We start from the raw sequence: 22112 nt of genomic DNA, 5'->3' as shown, positions 1-22112 counted from the left end.
GTCAGCTGAAGGCCGGCACCACGTGCTCGATGAAGCGGGCCAGTGAGTCGCGCTTCTCCTCGTGCGACATGCTGTTGTCGATCCAGAAGCTGAACTCGTCCACGCCGAGCGCCTGGTAGTGCTTGAGCCGCTCGATCACCTCGGCCGGGGTGCCGATCATGGCGGTGCGGTGCAGCGAGTCGAGCTCGAAGTCGGGACGCTCGGCGAACTTCGACTCCGGGCTGGGCTCGAGGAAGCCGTCGTCCGGGGTGCTCTTGTTGCCGAACCAGGCGTCAAAGCTGCGGTAGTACTGGTTGATCGCGGCGGCGGCCGGCTTCCAGCCCTCCGGGTCGCTCTCGTCGTGCACGTGGGTGTGGCGCAGCACCATGATCTGCGGGCGCTCGGTGACCTCGGGGTGCGCGGCGATCGCGGTCTCGAACTTGTCGACCAGGCTCTCGACCTCCTCGTCGCCCTTCATCAGCGGCGTCACCATGACGTTGCAGCCGTTGGCCACGGCGAAGTCGTGGGACGCGGGGTCGCGGGCGGCGATCCACATCGGCGGGGTGGGCTGCTGGATCGGCTTGGGCACCGAGGTCGAGGTGGGGAACTGCCAGATCTCGCCGTCGTGCGCGTAGTCGCCCTGCCAGAGCGCACGCACCGCGGGCACCAGCTCGCGCAGGTGCTTGCCGCCGTCGGTCGCGGGCAGACCACCGGCCAGTCGGTCGAACTCGAACTGGTAGGCGCCGCGGGCCAGGCCGACCTCCATGCGCCCGTTGCTGATGACGTCGAGCAGCGCGCACTCACCGGCGGCGCGGATCGGGTTCCAGAACGGCGCGATGATGGTGCCCGCGCCCAGGCGGATCTTGGTGGTGCGGGCGGCCAGGTAGGCCAGCGTCGGCATCGGGCTGGGCGAGATGGTGTATTCCATCGCGTGGTGCTCGCCGATCCAGACCGTGCCGAAGCCGCCGGCCTCGGCCATGAGCGTCAGCTCGGTCAGGTTCTCGAAGAGCTCACGGTGACTGACCTTGTCGTCCCAGCGCTCCATGTGGACGAAGAGAGAGAACCTCATCGTGACTCCTTCTTTTCTAGCATTTCCTCGACGGTGACGTCGCCGGTGGCCCAGTGCGTGCGGGGCACCTCGCGCACGATGACGCGCACGAACTCCGGCTTGGCGTCGACGGTTTCGACAACGGCTGCGTGCAGCCGGTGGATCAGGGCGCGCAACTGCTCGGGGGAGCGGCCCTGGGTGATCGTGACGTCCACGAGGGGCATCTCAGCTCCTCAGCACGAACGGGTCGGCCACGGGGGCGTCGCTGGTGTTGACCCAGACGCTCTTGAGCTGCGTGTACTCCTTGATGGTCTCCTGGCCGTGCTCCACGCCCACGCCGCTGTTCTTGAAGCCCTGGCGCGGTGACATCGGGGACATGGCCCGGTAGGTGTTCACCCAGATCGTCCCGGCCTGAAGGCGGTTCGCCATCCGGTGGGCGCGGCCCAGGTCCTTCGTCCAGACGCCCGCCGCGAGACCGTACTCGGTGTCGTTCGCCAGGGCGACCACCTCGTCCTCGGTGTCGAAGGGCATGATCGCGACGACCGGGCCGAAGATCTCCTCCTGCACCACGCGCATGCCGTTGTTCACGTCGACCAGCACGGTGGGCTCGTAGAAGTACCCGCCGAGGCCGCCGCCGTCGGTGGCGTGGCCGCCGGTGAGCACCCGTGCGCCCTCGGAACGGCCGAGGTCCACGTACCCCGCGACCTTGTTCTGCTGGTCGGCGAAAGCGAGTGGCCCGAGCTCGGTCTCGGCGGCGAGGGGGTCACCGATCTTGATGGTCGCGGCGCGGGCGGAGACCCGCTCGAGCAGCTCCTCGTAGACGCTGCGGTGCGCGAACACCCGGCTGCCGGCGATGCAGGTCTGCCCGGCGGCCGCGAAGACACCGGCCACGACGCCCATCGCGGCGTTGTGCAGGTTGGCGTCCTCGAACACGATGTTCGGCGACTTGCCACCCAGTTCGAGGGTGGAGCCGAGGAAGCGGGACGCGACCGAGGACGCGATGCGTGAACCGGTGCCGGTGGAGCCGGTGAACGAGATCTTCGCGATGTCCGGGTGATCGACCAGCGCGGCGCCCGCCTCGGCCCCGAAACCGGTGACCACGTTGACGACTCCGGCCGGGAACCCGGCCTCGTCCACCAGTTCCGCGAGGCGCAGCACCGACGCGGAGGTGTACTCGGAGGGCTTGATGACGACGGTGTTGCCGGCACACAGGGCGGGCGCCAGCTTGCTGGTGGTCAGGGTGAGAGGCGAGTTCCAGGGGGTGATCGCGCCGACCACGCCGAGCGGTTCGCGCATCGTGTAGTTCAGCACCGCGCGGTCGGACGTCGGGATGACGTCGCCCTGGATCTTGTCGGCCAGGCCGGAGTAGTAGTGGTAGTACTCCGGCAGACCGGTCATCTGGCCGCGCATCTCGCGCAGCAGCTTGCCGTTGTCCAGGCTCTCGGTGGTGGCCAGCTCGTCGGCGTTCTCGGCGATCAGCTCGGCCAGGCGGCGCAGCAGACGGCCGCGGCCGGTCTGGGTCAGGTCGCGCCAGGCCGGGCTCTCGAACGCCTGTTTCGCCGCGGACACGGCCTTGTTCACGTCCTCGGCGTCGCCCCTCGCGGCCGAGTAGAGGGTCTCGCGGGTGGCCGGGTTGGTGCTGTCGAACCAGGCGCCGGACGCGGGCTCGACCTTCTCCCCACCGATGTGGTGGTTGCGGGTCTCAGACATGCACGTCTCCTCCGATGAGCTCCTCGATGAGCCCTGCGAGTGTGGTGGGTGCCTCGACGGGAAGCATGTGGCGGACGCCCGGCACGACCACGTCGCGGCTGCTCGGGATCGCGGACGCCAGGCGGTGGGTCATGTCCGGGGTGGAGCCAGGGTCGTCGCTGCCCGTGACAGCGAGCGCAGGTACGGCGATCCGGCCGAGGTCGGGCCCGACGACCGCGTCGCCGGTGCAGAAGACCCGGTAGCAGGCCAGGAACTGGTCGGGGTCGTTGGCGGTCAGCATGGTGCGGGTGTGCTCGATGATCTCGGGGGAGACCTCGGTGCCCTGGAACCAGCGGTCGATGGACGCGGTCGCGGCCTTCGCGGGGTCGGCCTCGGCGACCCGCAGCCGTCTGAGAACCGCCTCCCGCTCGGCGGGAGTGCGCCGGCAGACCGAGCTGACGCTGGTCAGCGACGCGACCAGCTCGGGCCGGTGGATCGCCAGGTACTGCGAGACCAGCGCGCCGAGCGAGAAGCCGACCAGGTGCGTCCCCTCGTCGAGGGAAGGGGCGACCAGCGAGGCCAGGCCGGCCAGGTCGAGTCCGGGAGGAACCCGGACCGCACCCGCGTGACCGGGGAGGTCCGGCGTCCTCACCTCGAAGCGTTCTTCCAGGAGAGGGACGACCCCCTGCCACACGGTGTGGTCGAGACCGACACCGTGCAGCAGGACGAGAACCGGTCGGCTCACGGGCTTACTGCTCGGTCGACAGCGAGGCGAGACGCTGCTGCGGACGGCCCTGGGCGGCGGCCGCGAGCGCGATCACGATCTCGCCCGGGTGCGGGGCGTCCGGGATGCGCACCTCGAACGACTGGTGGTGCGAGCGGATGGTGGCGTCCGTGATGTGCTTGAGCGGGATGTCGAACACGATGCCGGCCGGACCGCGCTTCTCCAGCGCGGGCAGCAGGGTGGTGGCCGAGGCCGCGGTGCGGAAGTGGTCACCGAACTTGAGCGTGTGGATCAGCGCCGAGCCGTGCTCGATCTCGCCGTCCAGGCCGACGACCGCGGCCTTGCCGTACGCCTCGACCGTGGCCCCGAGGGCCTCGACCACGCGCGGGGCCAGGAGCGCCCCGATGTCGGAGGCGTGCGCGTCGATGCCCGGCAGCAGGTCCTCGACGAAGCCCTGACCGGCCCACGGGTTCGCGATCACCGCGGCGACCACGGCCACCCGCGCGACCGGCTCGACGGGACGTCCGCCCTCGGTGCGGATCTCGTCGACGATGGTGACGATCTTGCGGATGCTCATGACTGCTGGTCCTTCCGGATCGAGGCTGCCGAGACGGCCGGGTCGGTGCGCCGGTCGCCGATACGGGCGTGCGGGCGGGGGCCGGTGGAGGCCGCCGCGATGATCACGATCTCGTCGGCACGGGGTGCGTCCGAGATGCGCGCGGTGATCGTCTGGTAGTGGCTGCGGGTCGCGGCGTGGCTCTTGTGCCACATCGGCACGACGAGGGTCTCTCCTGCGTCCGCGCGGGTGTCGGCGAAGCAGATGATCGACTCGCCCTCGAGGAACTCCCGCATCAGGTTGCCGAAGAACGGGGTGTGGATCAGCGCGCCGGCGTGCTCGATCTCGCCGTTCGTGCCGACCACCGCGGCCTTGCCGAACGCCTCGACGGTGTGGGCACCGCCCAGGGCGGCGAGGAGCCGGCCGGTGAGTTCCTGCGCCAGCACCGGGGCGATCAGCTCGACCTCGGCGTTCAGATCGTGGTCGGGGCCGGTGCCCGTCCACGGGTTGCTGATCACGGCTGCGGCCGTGGCCCGGAGGGCGGGGACGGCGGGGGCGGCCCCGTTCTCGAGCAGCACCTCCTCCCGGTAGACCGAGATTCGCCGCAACCAGTGGGACGTGGGGCCGGGCTCGAGACTCAGTGAGCCGGGGTTCGGCTCCAGGTCGACACTCATGCGCATCTCCTCGCTGATGTATGCAAGAGCAAGCTACGACTGCCCCTTGCATGTGTCAACAGACCTTCGCCCGTACTGCTGCGAGGTTTCCCGCGTGCTCGCTCAGCCGGCCGTGCAACTCCTCGGCAATCGGGCTGTAACTGCATGGTCATCAGCCGATCGAGAGGGCTGCGCGGGCCGTTGGGCGCGGAGTCGCCTACGCTTGTTCCCATCGCTGACTGTGGCTTCGGTCACGGCCATTGACACTGTCGTGTGACCTACCTAGCATCCCTCATGCATGCAAGACCGAGTCCCAAGGCATAGGCGCCGCAGGAGGGCCAGATGTCCCAGAAGTTCAGCGAGCCCGCTGAGTTCGACGTCGTCGACGTCGAGGCTCAGCCTTCAGCGCGGCAGGCTCCGGCCGCGGCGCCCGACGAGCAGCCCAAGGGCCGTCTCGGCAGCGTCTTCTTCGCCTCTGTCACGGTCTGCGCGCTGTTCGTCGCGTGGGGCGTGCTCTTCACCGACAACCTGAACCAGGTCACCACCGACTCGCTCAACTGGATCACCGGCACGTGGGGGTGGGCCTACCTGGTCGTCACCCTCGCGCTGCTGGTCTTCCTGGTGTTCCTCGCGTTCAGCCCGTACGGCAACATCCGGCTCGGCAAGGACAGCGACCGCCCGGAGTTCGGCAACATCACCTGGTTCGCGATGATCCTGTCCGCCGTGATGGGCATCGGTCTGGTGTCCTACGGCGTGGCCGAGCCGATCTCGCACTTCGCCACCCCGCCGCACGGTCTGGCCGAGGCCGGCACCCCGCAGGCCGCGGTGCGCGCGATGCAGTACAGCTACTTCGACTGGGGCCTGCAGGCCTGGGCCATCTTCGCGGTCTTCGGCCTGGCCATCGCCTACTCGACCCACCGCAAGGGCCGCCCGACGCTGGTCAGCCAGCTCTTCCGTCCGCTGCTCGGCGACCGGGTCGACGGCCCGATCGGCAAGACCATCGACGTGCTCGCGGTGTTCTCCACCCTGTTCGGCACGACCACCTCGCTCGGCCTGGGCGCCCTGCAGGTGAACAACGGCCTGGCCAAGCTGTTCGGGATCCCGGTCAGCAACCTCACCCAGGTCCTGATCATCGCCGCGGTCACCGCGATCTTCACGATGTCGGCCGTCACCGGCGTCACCAAGGGCATCAAGTACCTGAGCCAGGCCAGCACGGTCGCCGCCACGGCGCTGTTCGTGTTCATGATCGTGGTCGGCCCGACGGTCTTCATCGCGAACCTGTACATCGAGTCCGTCGGCACCTGGGCCACCGACTTCTTCCGGATGAGCCTGCAGGGCACGGCCTTCGGCGACCTGCAGTGGATGCAGTGGTGGACCTACTTCATGATGGCGTGGTGGGTGTCGTGGGGCGCGTTCGTCGGCGTCTTCCTGGCCCGCATCTCCAAGGGCCGCACGATCCGCGGCTTCATCATGGGCGTCCTGGTCGTGCCGACGGTCGTCTTCTTCACCTGGTTCACGGTGTTCGGCGGCTCGGCCATCCACGTCGACATGTTCCAGGGCGGTGACATCGCCGCGCAGACCGCGAACGACATCAACAGCGCCTTCTTCGCCACGCTCGAGAACTTCCCGCTGGCGAGCATCACCTCGGCGGTGGCGATCTTCCTGGTGATCATGTTCTTCGTCTCCGGCGCCGACGCGAACACCTACGTGCTGGCGATGATGACGTCCGGCGGCTCGCTCACCCCGCGCCGGCCGATCCTCGTCCTCTGGGGCGTGCTCACCGGGGTCACCGCGGTCGTGCTGATGCTGGCCGGGGGCCTGAACGCCCTGCAGAACACCGTCATCGTCACCTCGGCCCCGTTCCTGGTGATCATCGCCGGCCTGGCCGTGTCGTTCTGGAAGGAACTCGTGAACGACCACCGCGGTCTGACCAACCTCACCACGGACGACTGCGAGCGCATCGACGAGAAGGCCACGCAGAGGAAGGAAAACGCATGACCGACGACCGACGCCGCCTGATCACCGAGAGCTGGCTCGCCGCCTGGGACACCGGCGACGTGGACGCCCTCGACCGGCTGCTGGCCCGGGACTACCGCCGGCGCACCAGCAGCGACGAGGAGGGCCTGGACCGGGACGCGTTCAAGGCCACGATCCTCACCACCCGCGCCGCCTTCCCCGACCTCACCACCACGATCGAGGACCTGGTGCTCGACGGGGACAAGGCCGCCGTCCGGTGGCAGAGCACGGGTACGCACACCCACTCGTTCCTCGGGGTGCCGGCGACCCGGCGCACGGTCCAGGTGTCGGGGGCGACGTTCGCGTCGTTCGGCCCGGACGGTCTGGTGCACGAGGAGCGGGTGACCTGGGACCCGCGTGGTCTGCTCACCGCCCTCGGCGTCATCACCGTCGGCCAGGACGCGTGAATCCCGTTCCGGAGAAGGAGAATCCCATGACCGTCACCGCCGACGTCCCCACCCTCGACCTGCTCAAGCAGGTCAACCGCCGCTTCATCACCGGCGTCACCCTGGTCACCGCGATGGACGGGGACACCCCGCGCGGCCTGGCCGTGAACGCGTTCGCCAACATCTCGCTCGACCCGCCCACCGTGATGGTCGCCGTCCAGCGCACCTCGAACACGCACGACTGCCTGTTCAGCGCCACGCACCTGGCCATCAACATCGCCTCCACCGAGCAGATGGAGGTCATGGGCAAGTTCGCCTCCAAGTCGGGCGACAAGTTCGAGGGCGTGGCCTGGTCGCGAGGGCGGTTCGGCAGCCCGATCCTGGCCGGCAGCAGCGCGCACATGGAGGTCGAGATCCGCGAGCGGCTGCAGGCGAGCACCCACACGGTGTTCATCTGCCGGGTGGTCGCGGCCGAGGTCACCGACCTGCCGCCGGTGGTCTACAGCTCGGGTAAGTTCTTCCACTCCGAGGGTCTCAGCCCCCTTTCCTGACCGGGAGTCCGAGCAATCATGCAGCGCCCCGCGGCCGGCACCGGCTCTCGTCAAGAGCGCGTCATCGCCGAGATGCGCCGCCGCATCATCACCGGCGAGGCGGCCTCCGGCGCCCTGCTGTCGGAGATCGCCCTGGCCGATGAGTTCGGGGTCAGCCGGACGCCGGTCCGCGAGGCGCTGAAACAGCTGCAGACCGAGGGGCTGGTCGAGATCCGGCCCCGGGTGGGCACGTTCGTAGCGGCCCCGTCACGACGTGACATCACCGAGCTGTTCGAGATGAAGGAACTGCTCGAGGGCGCGGCGGCCCGGTTGCTCGCCCTGCGTGGACGGGTGAGGGAGGTCGAGCTGCTGGAGGAGAACGTCCGGCAGGGCGACCTCGCCGTCCGCGCCGACGACCGGGCGCGCTACGCCGAACTGGTCGAGGAGTTCCACGGCCTGCTCATCACCGGCGCCGACAACACCAAGCTCGAGGCGCACTACCGCACGCTGATGAACCAGCTGGCCTACTCCCGGCTGGTCGTCACGTCACTGGGGCAGCCCGGCCGGGCGCCGCAGTCCGAGCGGGAGCACCACGTGGTGCTCGACCTGATCCTGGCCAAGGACGGCGACAGCGCCGAGATGGTCATGCGGGAGCACGTCCGGGCCAGCCGCCGGGCGCTGCTGGCCGGGCTGGAACTTCCCTAGCTCTCGAAGCCCGAGTTCAGGGCGTCGTCCACCGCGTCGGGCGCGTAGGTGCGGAAGGCCAGGTAGGTGCGCGTGGACACCACGCCCTCCACCTTGCCCAGGTGGTCGGCGATGATGTCGGCGAGATCGTCCTGCTTCTCCACCCGCACGATGGCGACCAGGTCGACGTCACCCGTCACCGAGTACACCTCGCGCACGCCCTTGATCGCCGCGACCTCGGTCGCGATCTCGGGGATACGGTCGGGCCGGGCCTGAAGCATCACGAACACGGTGATCACCTGCTCAGGGTAGTACCGGCCCCACCGCCCGTGCCCGCCGGGACTCAAGTGCGGACCTGGAAAGCATAGTGAGGGGTTTTCCACCATTTAGACCGGTGCGTACCGGCAATTAGGGTGAATGGGACCCTGGCGGATCGAGACTGGAGCACGCCGACGATGACGACCCAGCCGCACGAACCGCAGACCGGGCGCGAATCGCAGTCCGGTCTCTCCGTCGACTGGTCGTGGACGGCGTCCGACGAAGACTGGATCCCGCCCGAGATCGACATCTCCAAGCCCAGCGCCGCCCGCATGTACGACTTCGCGCTCGGCGGCAAGGACAACTTCGAGGTCGACCGGCGCGCGGTCAACGAGATCGGCCGCGTCATCCCCGACCTCACCGCCGTCGCCTCCGCGAACCGGGGGTTCCTGGTGCGGGCCGTCGACCTGCTCGCCGAACAGGGCATCGACCAGTTCGTCGACCTCGGCGCGGGCATCCCCACCTCGCCCAACGTGCACGAGGTGGCCCAGGTGAAGGCACCCGGCGTGCGGGTCGCCTACATCGACAACGACCCGATCGTGATGGCCTACAACCGGGCCCTGCGTGCACCTCGCCCGGGAGTGCTGGCGCTCGACCACGATCTGCGCCACCCCCAGTCACTGCTCGAAGACCCGCGCCTGCGCGCCCACATCGATCTCGGCCGCCCGGTCGGCCTGCTGTTCATCGCGGTACTGCACTTCGTGCGTCGCGAGATGGCGATCAAAGTGGTCGAGCAGTACCGGCGCCTGCTCCCGCCGGGCAGCTGCATCGCGATCTCGGCCATCTGCTCCGACGGCATGGAGCCCGGTTACGTCTCCACGCTCGAGAAGGTCTACGACACCTCACCCACGCCGCTCGTCGTGCGGTCGCGCTCGCAGGTCGAGCAGCTGTTCGACGGCACCGAGCTGATCGGGCCGGGTCTGGTCGACGTCACGCACTGGCGCGACGATCAGCCCTACCTGCCGATCCGCGTGCTGTGCGGGGTGGGCCGGGTCGTCTGAAAAGCCCTGTCCACGAATGAGGGACGCCCCGGGAGACAGTCTCCCGAGGCGTCCCTCATTCGTGGTGGCCGGCTTTCTCGGACCGCTCAGGCCGCGCCCTGGATGCGGATCTGCGGCGCCGGCTTCTCGGCGGCGACCTTCGGGAACATGGCCCAGACCGACTTGCCGGGGGCGCGCTGCCCCTCCTGCTCCTCGAGCAGGGTCCAGCCCCAGCAGAGGCTCAGCGACTCGATGAGCTGCAGACCGCGGCCACCGCCGGCGAGCATGTCGCGCGGGCGCCGGACGGGCGGCAGCGGACTCGGGTCGGTCACCGACAGCACCACGTGGGCACCGCTGCTGACCAGGCTGATGCGCACGCTGTCGGGACGCCGGCGCTGGAGCTCGTCGGGCCCACCGGTGCGGGCGGTCATCTCACGCGCACAGTCACGCACTCCGTGCTCGATGGCGTTGGCGATGAGTTCGGTGGCGGCCAGCGCGATGTCGTCGGAGACCGACTCGGCGCCGAGATGGGCCAGCCCGCGCCGCACCATGGCCCGCCCCAGAGGAACCGCGTGGGGGGTGCCGGGCAGGACACAGCTGGCCGAGCCGGCCTCGAGGACGAGGTCGAGCTCGGTGCTCCGGGGAGCAGCGTTCTTCTGGGCAGTGCTCTGCTTCGCGGACGGCGCGACGTCCGCGGACTGCGTCTGTGCAATCACCACGACAGGCCCCATACCTCGTTCCCGACCCCGGGGAGTTCGGCCGTTCGCCGGACCGGTCTCCCTGAGCCACGCGTTGTGCCGGTGCAAACGCTACCGCCAAATGCACGTGCATCTCGAGAGTATCCGATTGGTTCGTGCGGATGCACGTGCATCAGGCGCAAATGTGAGTCCAGTCCGAAATTGACCGAAAGTGGCTTCCGCTAGGACTTGAGGTCTTCGAGATGGCACACTGGCACGGGGTCGCGGCACTGCGGCCGGTTGCACACGAAGAGCGACGCTCATCGGCGATCGGATCCTCTTGACTTCGAATGAGGTGCACACACTGTGACGACGCCGGGTGGACCTACGGTCCGGCGCATTCTGGTGGGCGCCCAGCTGCGACGTCTGCGGGAGTCGAAGAATCTGACCCGTGAGGCAGCGGGCTACCGCATCCGCGCGTCCGAGTCCAAGATTAGCCGTCTCGAACTCGGCCGGGTCGGATTCAAGGACCGCGACATCGCCGACCTGCTCGAGTTCTACGGTGTCGACGACGAGGTCCAGCGCGAGATGCTGGTGGCTCTCGCGCGCGAGGCGAACGCTCCCGGCTGGTGGCACAGCTACGACGACGTGCTGCCCAACTGGTTCGAGACGTTCGTCGGCCTGGAAGAGGCCGCCAGCATGATCCGCAGCTACGAGATCCAGTTCCTGCCGGGCCTTCTCCAGACCGAGGCGTACGCCCGGGCGATGGTCAGCTCGGGTGCTCCCAACGCCACCGTGGCCGAGGTCGAGCGCCGGGTGAACTTCCGGGTGAAGCGCCAGGCGATCCTGCGGCGCGACAGCCCGCCCCACTTCTGGACCGTGGTCGACGAGGCTCGCTGCACCGCCCGGTCGGTGGTGCCAAGGTGATGCGTGAGCAGGTCGAGCACCTGCTCGACATGATGACGCTGCCGAACGTGACGCTGCAGGTCATGCCGTTCAAGTTCGGTGGGCACGTGGTGGACGGTGGGGCCTTCACCATCCTGCGGTTCCCCGAGCCGGAACTGCCCGACACGGTCTACGTCGAGCACCTCACCAGCGCGCACTATCTCGACAAGCCCGACCATGTGGAGCGGTACACGCAGAACATGGACCGGCTCACGGTCGACAGCCTGCCTCCGGACATGACCCGGCGCACGCTGCAGCGACTGCTCGCGGAGTCCTGAGCCCCGCCTTTTCGCGGCTCACGCACCATCTTGTCCGCTGTTGCGGGTGTTACCCCTCTTGTGCGCACAACGTCCCCTGACTCCGTGTTGCCATCCGTCAACGCTCTGTGCAATTCGGACTGGTCAGGCGGCCCGACCTGCCCGTATAGTCCTGAACTGCCCGACTGCTCGCGCAAATGCACGCGCAGAAGAACGTGCAGTAGGACAGCACTTGGAGGTCGAGATGTCGCACTTTCGCAACGGGATGCCGGCGGAACTGATCAACGCGGAGTGGAAGAAGTCCGCCCGCAGCGGGGCCCAGGGCAACTGCGTCGAGATGGCAGCACTGCAAGACGGCCAGGTGGCCGTGCGCAACTCACGGTTCCCGCAGGGTCCGGCCCTGGTCTACACACGCTCGGAGATCGAGGCGCTGATCCTCGGGGCCAAGGACGGCGACTTCGATCACCTGCTGGGCTGATTCGGCGCTCTCAGCCGGTGACGGGTGGTCCGGGGTGGGACAGCCGGGGCAGGAACTGCGAGCGCAGCTGCGAGAGCGTGGCGAGCATCGCGTACTCCGTGGTCGCGGCGTCCTGCGACGCCGTGCCCCGGGCCATCCGTTCCCGCAGGAAGGCCAGTTCGCTGCCCATCTCCTGGAAATCGCGCATGGCCCGGCGGGCTTCGGGCCCGCCGGTGCGCTGCGCCCAGTCGCGGGCCTCGCGGCGGGCGGGCAGCGAGGCGAGCATGGCCACCTCGGCCTGGGTGAGCCAGCCGGTCTGCCCGTAGATGTTCAGGTGCTGGGCCACGAGCTTGCCCTCGCGGCGGCGGGCCAGCAGCGCCAGCGAGATGAAGGCGATGAAGACCGGCAGCTGCAGCACCACGTAGGCCGCGGCGAAACCGGCCAGGCCGGACGAGGCCGACCAGTTCCAGGCGCCGTGCAGCACCACGGCGGTGAGGTAGCCGCCCAGCGGGGCGAACACCTTGACCATCGGGTTGCGGGAACGCACGGCGACGCCGATGCCCAGGCCGATCGCGGCCGTGAACAGCGGGTGCGCGAACGGCGAGACCACGCAGCGCAGAAGGAACACGAAGAGCGTGCCGCCGCCGGTGCCGTCGTCGGCGAAGGTGCGGCCCAGGTAGAGCACGTTCTCCACGTAGGCGAAGCCGATGCCCGCCATGCCGGCGTAGACGATGCCGTCCACCACGCCGTCGAACTCCTTGCGGCGCAGGAGGAGGATGAGCACCACGGCCATCCCCTTGAACGCCTCCTCCACGAACGGCGCCACGAACACGGCGGCGTAGGTCATGTCGCGGCCGGCGTTGTGGATGGCGATCAGTGAGGCGGTGTTGATCACGAGGGCGCCGAAGGTCGACACGCCCGCGCCCCACGCGAATGCGAGCGACAGCAGGGACGGCGGTTCGGCCTCGTACCGGTCGAGCCAGAGGAAGGTCGCGATCACCGGGAAGACCGGGACGGCGGCCAGCACGGCGCCGGTGGAGGCGTTGAGAAGGCCGGTCTCACGGGTGATGGCCAGCAGACTGAGCACGGCTGACCCCACCAGCACCACGATCACGGCGACCCAGAGCAGTGTCACCCACAGCTTGGGACGACGTGGGGCGGCCATGGGGGCACCGGCGGGAATGGGCGTGCTCACGCCCTCGAGATTAGCGGCGCGACGTACCCGGCGGTTCATCCACAGCCGACGAAGGCCTCGAAGCGTAGAGTACCGGCCGTGACATCGGAGAACAGCGAACGTTCGCAGGACCGCATCGTGTGGATCGACTGCGAGATGACCGGCCTCGACCTGGGGAAGGACGCCCTCATTGAGGTCGCGGCGCTAGTCACCGATTCCCAGCTGAACGTGCTCGGTGAGGGGGTGGACGTCGTGATCCGGCCGCCGGACGGTGTGGTGGACACCATGGTGGACGTCGTGCGCACCATGCACACCACCTCCGGCCTGCTCGAGGAGCTGGACAGCGGTGTGACGCTGCAGGAGGCCCAGCAGATGGTGCTGGACTACATCAAGGCCTGGGTGCCCGACGCCCGTAAGGCCCCGCTGGCCGGCAACTCGGTCGGCACCGACCGCGCCTTCCTGGTGCGGGACATGCCCGAGCTCGAGGCCCACCTGCACTACCGGATCGTGGACGTCTCCTCGATCAAGGAGCTGTCCCGTCGCTGGTATCCCCGGGTGTACTTCGCCTCCCCGGCGAAGAACGGCGGGCACCGCGCGCTGGCCGACATCCGGGAGAGCATCGAGGAGCTGAAGTACTACCGCGAGGTGCTCTTCGTGCCCCAGCCCGGGCCGGACAGCGACACCGCGCGGGCGGCCGCGAAGAAGTACGTGCTTCCGCCGTCCTGACCGATTTCGTTCTGAGGGTGGGCTGCTGCTAGAGTTTTCAACGCAGCGAGGGGCCGCAAGGCTCTGCGCAGCCGAGGGTCATTAGCTCAATTGGCAGAGCAGCTGACTCTTAATCAGCGGGTTCGGGGTTCAAGTCCCTGATGGCCCACCCTCAGGCGTCAGGCCCGGTCTTCGGACCGGGCCTGCTGCGTTTTGGCCGGACGCTCGGGGTTTCGGGCCGGCGCTCGAGGCTGGTTCTGAGTCCCCTGTTTCGGCTGCTAAAGTTCTTCTCGCAGCAACGGGCCGCAAGGCTCCGCGCGGCCGAGGGTCATTAGCTCAATTGGCAGAGCAGCTGACTCTTAATCAGCGGGTTCGGGGTTCAAGTCCCTGATGGCCCACCCTCAGGCGTCAGGCCCGGTCTTCCGACCGGGCCTGCTGCGTTTTGGCGCTTCAGGCCTTCGGAGGCATCCGGTGCAGCACCACGTCGTGCAGGGCGCCGTCGGCGGCCACCGCGGTCAGGTACGTGTGGTCGGGTTCCTTGCGGCGGTCGGTCGGGCTTCCCGGGTTCAGCAGACGCAGGCCGTTGGGCGTGACCGTGTCCCAGGGAATGTGGCTGTGGCCGAAGATCAGCAGGTCGGTGTCGGGGTAGGCCTGGTCGCAGCGCTTCTCCCGCCCCTGCGACTGGCCGGTCTCGTGGATCATCGCGATCCGGAGTCCCTCGATCTCCACCCGCGCGACCTCCGGCAGGCGGCGGCGCAGGCCCGGGCCGTCGTTGTTGCCCCACACCCCGACCACCTGCTTCGCGCGGCGCTCCAGCTTGTCCAGCAGTGACTCCAGCACCCAGTCGCCGGCGTGGAACACGACGTCGGCCTGCGTCACCGCGTCCCACACCTCGGCGGGCAGGTCGTGGCCGCGTTTGGGCAGATGGGTGTCGGAGATGATCAGCAGCTTCACGGGCACGCTGCGACACTAGTGCTGTTCGGGTTTCGATGGCGGACGTGGTGGTGGGCGGCGGTTGATGAGGAACCTGAGGCGCGGGGCACAGGGCTGGGTGGACGCGTTCCACCCGCTGCCCACCCTTGCCGTCACCGTTTTCGCGACGGCCTATGCCCTCGCGGCCCAGAACGGGCTGTCCCTGTCCGGTTTCGGCTGGGCGGTGTCGGTGGGGCTGGCGATTCTGGCCGGTCAGCTGTGCGTGGGCTGGTCCAACGACGCGTTCGACGCCCCGCGGGACCTGCGGGCGCAGCGCGACGACAAGCCGATCAGCTCCGGCCGGATCAGCGTGAGAGTGGTTGCCGCGAGCGCTTGTTGCGCCGCCGCCGCGGCCGTTCTGCTGTCGTGGCGCCTGCCGCACGACGCCGGGTTCTTGCACCTGATCGCCGTCCTCAGCGCGATCTCCTACAACGCCGGTCTCAAAAGCACGGTGCTGAGCCCCCTTCCGTACCTGGTCTCGTTCGGTCTTCTCCCGGCCATCGCCTCCCTGGCCGTGACCGGATCGGTGCCCACCACGTCCACCATCGGTGCTGCGGCCCTGCTCGGAGCGGGAGCGCACTTCGCGAACACGGTGGGCGACACCGAGGCCGACGCGCTGACCGGAGTGCGAGGGCTGCCCCAGCGCATCGGGCCGGCCCGCTCGCTGACGGTGATGGCGGTGCTGATCGCGCTGGCGGCGGCCTGGTTGCTCGTCGGGGTGGTGGGTGCCGGCGGGGTCGGGGTCATTCGGGAGGTGACGGCCGGGGTGCTGCTGCTCGGGGGTGTGCTGCTGGGGCTGGCCGGAGCGCTGGGGCGTTCGTTGGTGCTGCGTGGTGACGCGGCCTTCCGGCTCACGCTGCTCGCGGTCTCGTTCGTGGTGGCGGGGGTGCTCGTGACGGCCTGAGGGCCGGTTCGGCCCGGGGTTCGGGCCGGTCCGGGGTTCAGGTTGGGCTTCCTGCGTGCCGATCGGTGAGGACGGGGGAAGGGGCAGCGTGGGGGCTCAGACGATCACCGGTCCCAGGCGGGCCGAGGAACTGGCCGAGGAGCTCAACCGTCCTGGGCGGACACGGCCGACGGTCGTGGTCACGATGGCGCGGGGAGCGGACCGGCCCTACATCGACGCCGAACGTCTGGCGGACGAGCTCGAGGGCCTGGCCGAGGTGTACCTGATCTCGGACCCGGCCGCGTCCTGGTCGTTCTCGCGGGGTATGCCGGAGATGACCCAGGTCTACGGCGGCGCCGGCCGGGTCTATCCGATCGGTCTTGAATGGGTTCACGACCTGCGGCGATCACGGCTGCGATTCGCCTACTCGGACGCCGAGGGGGTCGTGACCACCGAGCGCCTGATCGAAGACGGACTCAAGGCGGCCGCCGCAGCGGGGCTGCTGCTGTCACCCACGACGGTCGCCAGCCGAGGGCCTCTGCCCGAGGTGACCGGTGTGGTCGGTGGCTGCCCGAACCCGTCGCAGGCCGTGGTCACGCTCGAAGACGGTTCCTACGCCACGATCCAGGTCGGGCTGCTGTGCCCCGGCGTGCACTCCGACCGGCTCTTCGAACGTGGCATGAAGGTGCGCGGGGTCTTCGACGAGAAGTCCCGCCGGTTGGATGTTTCCGGCATGCTCGCCTCGCCCGGCGAACGCATGGCCGAGGTCTCCGACGGTGAGGTGCTGCTGGGGCGGGTCGAGTCGGTGGGGGAGTCGTCGTGCGAGATCGCCCTGCTGCCGGGGGTCTCGAGCTTCGTGTCGAGGGCACGGGTGACCGGGGACGCGGCGGACGACCTGCGTGACCTGATGTCGGTCGGGGAGGTGGTGCCGGTGCGGGTCGCGGCCGGCGGCGCCTCGCTGAACATGGTGGACGTGGACGACGAGGCTCCGTCGCGCGCGCTCGCCCTGCTGCCCGGTGGGCCCGGATGGCTGGTGCTGCGCGAAGTGGTCGCTCCGCCGGAGGCCGCCGATCCGCTCGAGGCCCTCGCGCCGGGCGGGGAAGAGGCTCCGGGGGCCGGGGATCCGCCGGTTCCGGTGTGGAAGCCCGCTCCTCCCGCTGTGGTGCACGACGTGCGCAGCTATCTGGAGAAGACCCCGGACGTGGTGTCCCTGCACGACGGTGCCCCGGTGCGGGCGCTGCCGCGTCCCTCACCGGCCCTGCTGGCCGCGCGGGCGGTGCAGGTCCTCGAGCGGCCGGTGCGCAAGGAGGCCTTGCAGAGTACGCAGCGGGCGCTGGAGGAGGCGCGGGCCACCTCACGCGTGACCTTGCTGGAAAAAGCCCGGCTGGAGCAGGAACTGCGGTCGGCGACGTTGGAGATGCAGCATCTCGAGGCGGAACTCAAGCGACGGATCCGGCTGCTCGAGGCCCGGGACGGTGAACTGGAACGACTGCGGCGCCGCAACCGGAAGGGGGCCCAGCGCGATCACCGGGAGACGCTGTCGTCGGACGACCTGTTCGCCGACGCCGTGGAACGGTTCCGCTTCGACGTGACGGTCTGCTGGGCGCGGCGGATCCCGGCGGGGGAGAAGCAGGGACGTCCGCTGGGGTCGTTCACGGTCGGCCCGCGGTTCCTGAGCTCGCTCGAGGAGACGCCCGGGGTGGACCGGGGCAAGGTCGTGGACGTCGCGGTCGAGGTACTCACGGGGCTGGCGGGGACGTCGGCAGGGCGGCAGATGCACGCTCTACGCACCGGGCTCGGGGGCAACGACCAGCCGGTGCGACGCGACGACGGGGCTACGTGTTTCCGCGTGGCCCTGCAGCGGAATGCGCCGCAGGCCCGGCGGCTGCATTTCTGGAAGTCGTCGGAGGAGATCGAGTTCTCGCGGGTGGTGCTGCACGACGACTACGAGCCCTGAGGTCTTGTGTGGTGCTGCCGGGGACCGGTTTCTGTCCGGCTTGGGTCCGGCTTCCGTCTGGCTTCGGTCTGGCTTCGGTCTGGCTTCGGTCTGGTTGAAACAGGCTCAGGGTTTCTCGAGGCGGTCGAGGGCGGCCTCGGCGCGCTCGAGGGCCCGGGTGGCGTCTTTGAGCTGACGTTCCTCGCGCTTGCGGTCACGCTCGGCGTGGGCGATGCGGCGTTCGCCGGTGTCGAGTTGGCGGCGCAGGGAGACCACCTCGGCCTGGAGATGGTTCAGCCGGGTCTGGAGCTCGTCGTGCTCGGAGGTGGCCTCGTCGAGTTCCTGCTCCTTCTGACGCAGGGACTCCTCGGCGCTCTCGAGTTCGGTGCGGGCGGTCTGCACCTGGGCCTCGGCCTGGGTGCGGCGGGCTGCTTGCTGGTCGGTCTTCTCTGCCGGTTCGTGGCTCTGCTTGCTCGTGGTGTTCTTGCTGGGCCGGGAGACGTGCTTCGTGGTGCTGTGTTTTTCGGTGCTGTGTTTTTCAGTGCTGTGTTTCGCGTCGGCGAGCTTGGTGTCACCCCGGCGCATCGTGGGGCGTGAGGCACCGAGCGGGGTGGCCGTGGCCTCGGTGATGTCGACCTCGCCGAAGCCGGCGTAGGTCAGGGCCCGGGTGAGGCGGCCGGAGAACACCGCCTGGGCTGCCTGCTCGTCGGCCACGGCGGCGCCGAGGGTGTCTTCGAGTTCGCGGCGCACGGCGGTGCTGATCTTCGTCTCCGCCCCGGCGGCGATCTCGTCGGCCTGGCGGACCAGCACGGCCACCAGCTGCTGCCGCTGCTTGGTCAGGTCACGCATGCGGGTGGCGTCGAGCGCGGCCTGGGCCTCGCGCAGGTCGTGCCCCAGCTGGTCGAGGTGCGTGACCTCGTCGGCGTCACTCCGGACCAGCTGATTGACCAGCCAGGCCGAGGTGGTCGGACGGCGCAGCTCGCCGATGGCCTTGGCCGTCTCGGAATCGGCATCGTCGCGCGCCGCCCGGGCCAGGCGGGTGCGCTCGGCGGTGAACCGGCCCGGCTCGACCGCGTAGAGCTCACCCGCCGCTTCGTCGAGGGTGGGACTCACGAGCGCTCACTCCAGCCGGGCGGGCAGGCCGAAGTACGGGAACAGCGTGGATTTCTTGATGAATGCGGGACTGTCGAGAAACATGGTCAGGCCGGCGATGCGGCCGTCGACGACCTGCAGCACGTGCAGGCTCCACGGGGCCCATCCACCCTCGGGCGCGGGACGGTACTGGGCGAAGGCGGGCATGCCGTTGGCCGAGGTGGCGACGAGCCGGGACCCTTTGCAGCCGTGCCCGGGCCCCTCCATCCAGGCCACGATCTCGTCGGGACCCTGCAGCCACAGATTGAGCGGCGGCATCGACATCGTCGCGTCTTCGTGGAGCAGCGCGACCAGGCCCTCCATGTCGTAGTTCTCGAAGGCCTCGAGGTAGCGCTGCAGCAGCTCGGCCCCCTCGGAGTCGGTGGGCGCGCCGGGGGCGCCGGCCGTGGCCTTCGCGATGGCCTCGTCGGGCGTGGTGCCGTCGACGGCGAGCGTGGCCCGGGCCCGCTGCAGGGCGCTGTTGACCGAGGCGACCGTGGTGTCGAGCAGCTCGGCGACCTCGGAGGCACGCCACTGCAGCACTTCCCGCAGGATGAGCACCACTCGCTGGCGGGGTGGCAGGTTCTGCAGCAGGGAGACGAACGCCAGCTGCACCGTCTCGCGCTGAACCGCGGCCTCTGCCGGGTCGGAGGTGTCGGGGAGGACCCGGCCGTCGGGGATCGGCTGGATCCAGGTGGCCTCGCCGAGCGGAGCGCTGAGCACCACCTCGGCCGTTTTCTGGGAGGGCCCCAGGTCCATCGGGAGGGCCCGGCGCTCGCGGCCCTTCAGCATGTCGAGACAGACGTTCGTGGTGATGCGATACATCCACGAGCGCAGGGCGGAACGGCCCTCGAACCGGTCGAGCCCCCGCCAGCCCCGGATCATCGCCTCCTGCACCGCGTCTTCGGCCTCGAAGCCGGAGCCGAGCATGCGGTAGGCGTACCCCGTGAGCTCGGTGCGGAACTGCTCGAGCTCCACCACATCGTGCGCGTCGACGGTTGCGGCACCGCCGCCCGCCCCGCCGGCCGGTGTCCTGACCTCGCTCATGCTGACGGTCCCCTTCGAGTCAACAGCCACGTCGTCGATCTGCCCGCAAGCGTAGGGGCGCCACCGACAATCTTCCGGGCCGCGAAGGTGACACGGAAGCCCAACGCTCCTGGTCGTCCTCAATTCGGGGGTTTACTCCTACTCGACGGACACTGCCCCCACATCCGAAACCCCATTGCCAGCCGGGCTCTCCGCAGGGCATGGTCGAGCGAGGGGCATGGATGCCCGGCCGGCCCGGCGGCCCGGTCCGGGATTCCTGGGAGGCCTCCATGCACATCGACACGTCCGGCACCGCCCCGACCACGCCGATCACGGAGGTCACCGGGTTCACCGAGGTGACCACGGTCGCCGAACTGCGGGACATCGTCGGCACCCCGATCCGCCGGGTCGCGGAGAAGGCGCGTGCACGACTCGGTGAGCCGCACCGGCAGTGGATCGCCGCGTCCCCTTTTCTGCTGCTCGGCACCTCGGCCGCCGACGGCTCGTGCGACGTCTCCCCGAAGGGAGACCCGGCGGGATTCGTGAAGGTGCTCGACGACCGCACGATCGTCATGCCCGAGCGGGCCGGCAACCGACGCGTCGACGGCTACCTCAACGTCCTCGGGAACCCCCACGTCGGGATGCTGTTCATGATTCCCGGCCGTCCCGACACCATGCGCGTCAACGGCCGGGCGCGGATCGTGAGCGACGCCCCGTTCTTCGACGACCTCGTGGTGCAGGGGCACCGACCGGTGCTCGCGCTGGTGGTCACGGTGGAGGAGGTGTTCTTCCACTGCACCAAGGCCTTCCTGCGGTCCGGGCTGTGGGAGCAGGAGACCTGGCACTCCGACGACGTGATGTCCCGGGCCCAGATCTCCCAGGCCTTGGAGCGCCCCGACGAGCCACTGGCCGACATCGAGGCCTACTACGCCTCCGCGACGTACTCGCAGAGTCTGTACCCGGTGAACCCGCAGTGACGGGAGTTGGTTCCGAAACGGGCTGAGTGGTATAAATCACAATCGTCACCGGTGGGGCGGAAGAACGCATATGACAGGCTTTGGGGTGAAATCCTGTCACGGGTCCGGCGCGTGATCCGAGTGCTCCGGAACAGCTGAAAAGCTTCTCCTGGGGACCTCAGGTTCGCTCCCGTAAAATCGACCGGGGTCGACGAACTGCGCCGTAGTGCCGGGATGGGGCGAAACTGTGGAAAGCACCGAGACGGCATCCGTGCCGTCCTTTCCGCGCCCGAGAGTCAGCGCCGAAGATCTCGAGATCCGGCGGCTGCTGCGGCTGGCCCGCGTGCATCTGGGGCTGGAGCTCGCCGCTGTTGTCGAGGTTCTCGGCGACGAGGTGGCCCTGCGGGCGGTCGACTGCGGGCAGACGTCACTCACGTTCCTGCTCGACCGGCGCACGCCTCTCGAGGGCAGCTACACGCAGGGCATCCTGAGCGGGAAGCTGCCCGCCCATCTGACCGACACGCACTGGCATCCGGCCAGCCGTGATCTGGCGGGCACCCGCGAGAACGGAATCGGGTCGTACGCCGCGGTCCCGGTGGGCAACGGGGCGCTGCTGATCTGTGCGAGCGGGGTGGCCACGCCGGAGCTCGACGAGCGGGCCACACAGTTCCTCGGGCTGCTCGCCGAGATGATGACCGACCAGCTGCGCCGGGCCCACATCGGCGATCCGGCGCGTATCCACGAGGCGCTCGACCCGAGCCGGTTCCGCATGGTCTACCAGCCGATCGTCGATCTCAGCCACGGTGGCGTGGTCGGTTACGAGGCGCTCGCCCGCTTCGACGACCCGGGTTTTCCCACGCCCGCGCATGCCTTCGAGGCGGCGACCCGGGCGGGGGTCGGGGTGCAGCTGGAGCTGCTGACCATGCGGTCGGCGCTCGAGCAGCTGCCCGCGGTGCCGGCCGGCGGGCGGCTCAACGTGAACCTGTCCGCCGAGGCCCTGATGACGCCGGCCGTCGTCGAGCTGATCCTGCACCACGCCGAATACCCGCTCAGTGTCGAGATCACCGAGCACACCCAGGTGCGCGACTACAACCTGCTCGCCCAGCCGCTCGCGCTGCTGCGGGGGGCGGGGGTGGAGATCGTGGTCGACGACGCCGGGGCCGGGTTCGCCAACTTCGTGCACCTGCTCAAGCTGCGGCCCTCGGTGATCAAGCTCGACATCGAGATCGTGCGGGGCGTCGACCTGGATCCGATGCGGCTGGCACTCACCCGCAGCCTGGTCGGCTTCGCCGCCGAGGCGAAGGTGTCGCTGGTGGCCGAGGGCATCGAGACCGCCGGCGAGCTGCAGACGCTGCGAGAGATCGGGGTCGGGTTCGGGCAGGGGTTCATCTGCGGGCGGCCGGCGGCGCTTCCGGCGGCCTGATCCGGGT

The 22112-nt window shown here is 69.3% G+C and carries 23 protein-coding genes, 2 tRNA genes and 1 pseudogene; 14 read left to right on the top strand and 12 right to left on the bottom strand.

Going from position 1 to position 22112, the window contains the following annotated elements:
• Position 1 precedes the first annotated feature (1 nt).
• From J2S57_RS04590 to J2S57_RS04565, 6 genes are read right to left on the bottom strand one after another with little or no spacing between them, the layout of a single operon-like run.
• Positions 2-1048 (bottom strand): LLM class flavin-dependent oxidoreductase, encoded by a 1047-nt coding sequence (locus tag J2S57_RS04590; protein ID WP_307238657.1) that lies wholly within the window; start codon positions 1046-1048, stop codon positions 2-4.
• Positions 1045-1251 carry a tautomerase family protein gene (locus J2S57_RS04585; RefSeq protein ID WP_307238655.1) on the bottom strand — a complete coding sequence of 69 codons (207 nt, stop codon included), beginning with the start codon at positions 1249-1251 and terminating at the stop codon, positions 1045-1047. The genes J2S57_RS04590 and J2S57_RS04585 overlap by 4 nt, the downstream gene beginning before the upstream one ends.
• A gap of 1 nt (position 1252) precedes the next feature.
• A complete protein-coding gene (locus tag J2S57_RS04580) occupies positions 1253-2737 on the bottom strand; it encodes an aldehyde dehydrogenase (RefSeq protein WP_307238653.1) in 1485 nt (494 codons plus the stop codon).
• Positions 2730-3461, bottom strand: a complete 732-nt coding sequence (locus tag J2S57_RS04575; protein WP_307238652.1) for an alpha/beta fold hydrolase — start codon at positions 3459-3461, stop codon at positions 2730-2732. Before J2S57_RS04575 ends, J2S57_RS04580 begins: the two co-directional genes overlap by 8 nt.
• 4 nt (positions 3462-3465) lie before the next feature.
• Positions 3466-4017, bottom strand: coding sequence for an amino acid synthesis family protein (locus J2S57_RS04570; RefSeq protein ID WP_307238650.1), 552 nt, complete (start codon positions 4015-4017; stop codon positions 3466-3468).
• Positions 4014-4670 carry an amino acid synthesis family protein gene (locus J2S57_RS04565; protein WP_307238648.1) on the bottom strand — a complete coding sequence of 219 codons (657 nt, stop codon included), beginning with the start codon at positions 4668-4670 and terminating at the stop codon, positions 4014-4016. The genes J2S57_RS04570 and J2S57_RS04565 overlap by 4 nt, the downstream gene beginning before the upstream one ends.
• Positions 4671-4991: 321 nt before the next feature.
• On the opposite strand from J2S57_RS04565, the gene J2S57_RS04560 reads away from it, so the two are divergent.
• Genes J2S57_RS04560 through J2S57_RS04545 form a run of 4 tightly spaced genes read left to right on the top strand, consistent with a single transcriptional unit; the run spans position 4992 to position 8286 of the window.
• A complete protein-coding gene (locus J2S57_RS04560) occupies positions 4992-6647 on the top strand; it encodes a BCCT family transporter (RefSeq protein WP_307238646.1) in 1656 nt (551 codons plus the stop codon).
• The gene (locus J2S57_RS04555; RefSeq protein WP_307238644.1) at positions 6644-7072 is read left to right on the top strand and encodes an ester cyclase; all 429 of its coding nucleotides are present in this window, start codon (positions 6644-6646) and stop codon (positions 7070-7072) included. Before J2S57_RS04560 ends, J2S57_RS04555 begins: the two co-directional genes overlap by 4 nt.
• A gap of 26 nt (positions 7073-7098) precedes the next feature.
• Positions 7099-7602, top strand: coding sequence for a flavin reductase family protein (locus tag J2S57_RS04550; protein ID WP_307238641.1), 504 nt, complete (start codon positions 7099-7101; stop codon positions 7600-7602).
• Between the two features lie 18 nt (positions 7603-7620).
• The gene (locus J2S57_RS04545; protein ID WP_307238639.1) at positions 7621-8286 is read left to right on the top strand and encodes a GntR family transcriptional regulator; all 666 of its coding nucleotides are present in this window, start codon (positions 7621-7623) and stop codon (positions 8284-8286) included.
• On the opposite strand, the gene J2S57_RS04540 is transcribed toward J2S57_RS04545, so the two are convergent.
• Positions 8283-8564, bottom strand: coding sequence for an Lrp/AsnC family transcriptional regulator (locus tag J2S57_RS04540; RefSeq protein ID WP_307238637.1), 282 nt, complete (start codon positions 8562-8564; stop codon positions 8283-8285). The genes J2S57_RS04545 and J2S57_RS04540 overlap by 4 nt on opposite strands.
• Before the next feature lie 156 nt (positions 8565-8720).
• On the opposite strand from J2S57_RS04540, the gene J2S57_RS04535 reads away from it, so the two are divergent.
• Positions 8721-9584 carry an SAM-dependent methyltransferase gene (locus tag J2S57_RS04535; RefSeq protein WP_307238634.1) on the top strand — a complete coding sequence of 288 codons (864 nt, stop codon included), beginning with the start codon at positions 8721-8723 and terminating at the stop codon, positions 9582-9584.
• 86 nt (positions 9585-9670) lie between these two features.
• Here J2S57_RS04535 and J2S57_RS04530 read toward each other — a convergent pair whose 3' ends face one another.
• On the bottom strand, positions 9671-10282 hold the full coding sequence (locus J2S57_RS04530; RefSeq protein WP_307238632.1) for an ATP-binding protein: 612 nt from the start codon (positions 10280-10282) through the stop codon (positions 9671-9673).
• Between the two features lie 324 nt (positions 10283-10606).
• Between J2S57_RS04530 and J2S57_RS04525 the strand changes: the two are divergent.
• Together J2S57_RS04525 and J2S57_RS04520 are read left to right on the top strand one after the other, a co-directional pair.
• Positions 10607-11463, top strand: a pseudogene (locus J2S57_RS04525) (Sco1979 family transcriptional regulator).
• 223 nt (positions 11464-11686) lie between these two features.
• Positions 11687-11920 carry a DUF397 domain-containing protein gene (locus tag J2S57_RS04520; RefSeq protein ID WP_307238630.1) on the top strand — a complete coding sequence of 78 codons (234 nt, stop codon included), beginning with the start codon at positions 11687-11689 and terminating at the stop codon, positions 11918-11920.
• Positions 11921-11930: 10 nt separating this feature from the next.
• On the opposite strand, the gene J2S57_RS04515 is transcribed toward J2S57_RS04520, so the two are convergent.
• Entirely contained in the window at positions 11931-13094 is a 1164-nt protein-coding gene (locus tag J2S57_RS04515) for a PrsW family intramembrane metalloprotease (RefSeq protein WP_307238629.1), read from the bottom strand.
• Between the two features lie 78 nt (positions 13095-13172).
• Here J2S57_RS04515 and orn point away from each other — a divergent pair, with 78 nt between their 5' ends.
• From orn to J2S57_RS04500, 3 genes are all read left to right on the top strand, one after another.
• Positions 13173-13799 carry an oligoribonuclease gene (orn, locus tag J2S57_RS04510; protein WP_307238627.1) on the top strand — a complete coding sequence of 209 codons (627 nt, stop codon included), beginning with the start codon at positions 13173-13175 and terminating at the stop codon, positions 13797-13799.
• A 75-nt stretch (positions 13800-13874) separates the two neighbouring features.
• Positions 13875-13947 (top strand) — tRNA-Lys (locus J2S57_RS04505).
• 156 nt (positions 13948-14103) lie between these two features.
• Positions 14104-14176, top strand: a tRNA-Lys gene (locus J2S57_RS04500).
• A gap of 52 nt (positions 14177-14228) precedes the next feature.
• On the opposite strand, the gene J2S57_RS04495 is transcribed toward J2S57_RS04500, so the two are convergent.
• Positions 14229-14732, bottom strand: a complete 504-nt coding sequence (locus J2S57_RS04495; RefSeq protein WP_370882566.1) for a metallophosphoesterase family protein — start codon at positions 14730-14732, stop codon at positions 14229-14231.
• 64 nt (positions 14733-14796) lie between these two features.
• On the opposite strand from J2S57_RS04495, the gene J2S57_RS04490 reads away from it, so the two are divergent.
• Both J2S57_RS04490 and J2S57_RS04485 read left to right on the top strand, forming a co-directional pair.
• The gene (locus tag J2S57_RS04490) at positions 14797-15654 is read left to right on the top strand and encodes a UbiA family prenyltransferase (protein WP_307238622.1); all 858 of its coding nucleotides are present in this window, start codon (positions 14797-14799) and stop codon (positions 15652-15654) included.
• Positions 15655-15742: 88 nt separating this feature from the next.
• Complete coding sequence (locus tag J2S57_RS04485) at positions 15743-17590, top strand: hypothetical protein (RefSeq protein ID WP_307238620.1); 1848 nt, start codon at positions 15743-15745, stop codon at positions 17588-17590.
• Positions 17591-17695: 105 nt separating this feature from the next.
• Here the strand turns inward: J2S57_RS04485 and J2S57_RS04480 are convergent, their stop codons facing one another.
• Positions 17696-18682, bottom strand: coding sequence for a coiled-coil domain-containing protein (locus J2S57_RS04480; RefSeq protein WP_307238618.1), 987 nt, complete (start codon positions 18680-18682; stop codon positions 17696-17698).
• Positions 18683-18688: 6 nt separating this feature from the next.
• Positions 18689-19747 (bottom strand): sigma-70 family RNA polymerase sigma factor, encoded by a 1059-nt coding sequence (locus J2S57_RS04475; protein ID WP_307238616.1) that lies wholly within the window; start codon positions 19745-19747, stop codon positions 18689-18691.
• A 269-nt stretch (positions 19748-20016) separates the two neighbouring features.
• On the opposite strand from J2S57_RS04475, the gene J2S57_RS04470 reads away from it, so the two are divergent.
• Both J2S57_RS04470 and J2S57_RS04465 read left to right on the top strand, forming a co-directional pair.
• The gene (locus tag J2S57_RS04470) at positions 20017-20703 is read left to right on the top strand and encodes a pyridoxamine 5'-phosphate oxidase family protein (RefSeq protein WP_307238613.1); all 687 of its coding nucleotides are present in this window, start codon (positions 20017-20019) and stop codon (positions 20701-20703) included.
• Between the two features lie 250 nt (positions 20704-20953).
• The gene (locus J2S57_RS04465) at positions 20954-22105 is read left to right on the top strand and encodes an EAL domain-containing protein (protein WP_307238611.1); all 1152 of its coding nucleotides are present in this window, start codon (positions 20954-20956) and stop codon (positions 22103-22105) included.
• Positions 22106-22112 lie beyond the last annotated feature (7 nt).

The sequence above is a fragment of the Kineosporia succinea genome (assembly GCF_030811555.1).
GTDB classification, from domain to species: Bacteria; Actinomycetota; Actinomycetes; order Actinomycetales; family Kineosporiaceae; genus Kineosporia; species Kineosporia succinea.
This window is presented reverse-complemented; position numbering and strand designations above follow the sequence as displayed.

Coding starts and splice junctions, on each gene's coding strand:
- J2S57_RS04590 (WP_307238657.1), bottom strand. CDS start 1,048: ATGAGGTTCTCTCTCTTCGTCCACATGGAGCGCTGGGACGACAAGGTC.
- J2S57_RS04585 (WP_307238655.1), bottom strand. CDS start 1,251: ATGCCCCTCGTGGACGTCACGATCACCCAGGGCCGCTCCCCCGAGCAG.
- J2S57_RS04580 (WP_307238653.1), bottom strand. CDS start 2,737: ATGTCTGAGACCCGCAACCACCACATCGGTGGGGAGAAGGTCGAGCCC.
- J2S57_RS04570 (WP_307238650.1), bottom strand. CDS start 4,017: ATGAGCATCCGCAAGATCGTCACCATCGTCGACGAGATCCGCACCGAG.
- J2S57_RS04565 (WP_307238648.1), bottom strand. CDS start 4,670: ATGAGTGTCGACCTGGAGCCGAACCCCGGCTCACTGAGTCTCGAGCCC.
- J2S57_RS04560 (WP_307238646.1), top strand. CDS start 4,992: ATGTCCCAGAAGTTCAGCGAGCCCGCTGAGTTCGACGTCGTCGACGTC.
- J2S57_RS04555 (WP_307238644.1), top strand. CDS start 6,644: ATGACCGACGACCGACGCCGCCTGATCACCGAGAGCTGGCTCGCCGCC.
- J2S57_RS04550 (WP_307238641.1), top strand. CDS start 7,099: ATGACCGTCACCGCCGACGTCCCCACCCTCGACCTGCTCAAGCAGGTC.
- J2S57_RS04545 (WP_307238639.1), top strand. CDS start 7,621: ATGCAGCGCCCCGCGGCCGGCACCGGCTCTCGTCAAGAGCGCGTCATC.
- J2S57_RS04535 (WP_307238634.1), top strand. CDS start 8,721: ATGACGACCCAGCCGCACGAACCGCAGACCGGGCGCGAATCGCAGTCC.
- J2S57_RS04520 (WP_307238630.1), top strand. CDS start 11,687: ATGTCGCACTTTCGCAACGGGATGCCGGCGGAACTGATCAACGCGGAG.
- J2S57_RS04490 (WP_307238622.1), top strand. CDS start 14,797: ATGAGGAACCTGAGGCGCGGGGCACAGGGCTGGGTGGACGCGTTCCAC.
- J2S57_RS04475 (WP_307238616.1), bottom strand. CDS start 19,747: ATGAGCGAGGTCAGGACACCGGCCGGCGGGGCGGGCGGCGGTGCCGCA.
- J2S57_RS04470 (WP_307238613.1), top strand. CDS start 20,017: ATGCACATCGACACGTCCGGCACCGCCCCGACCACGCCGATCACGGAG.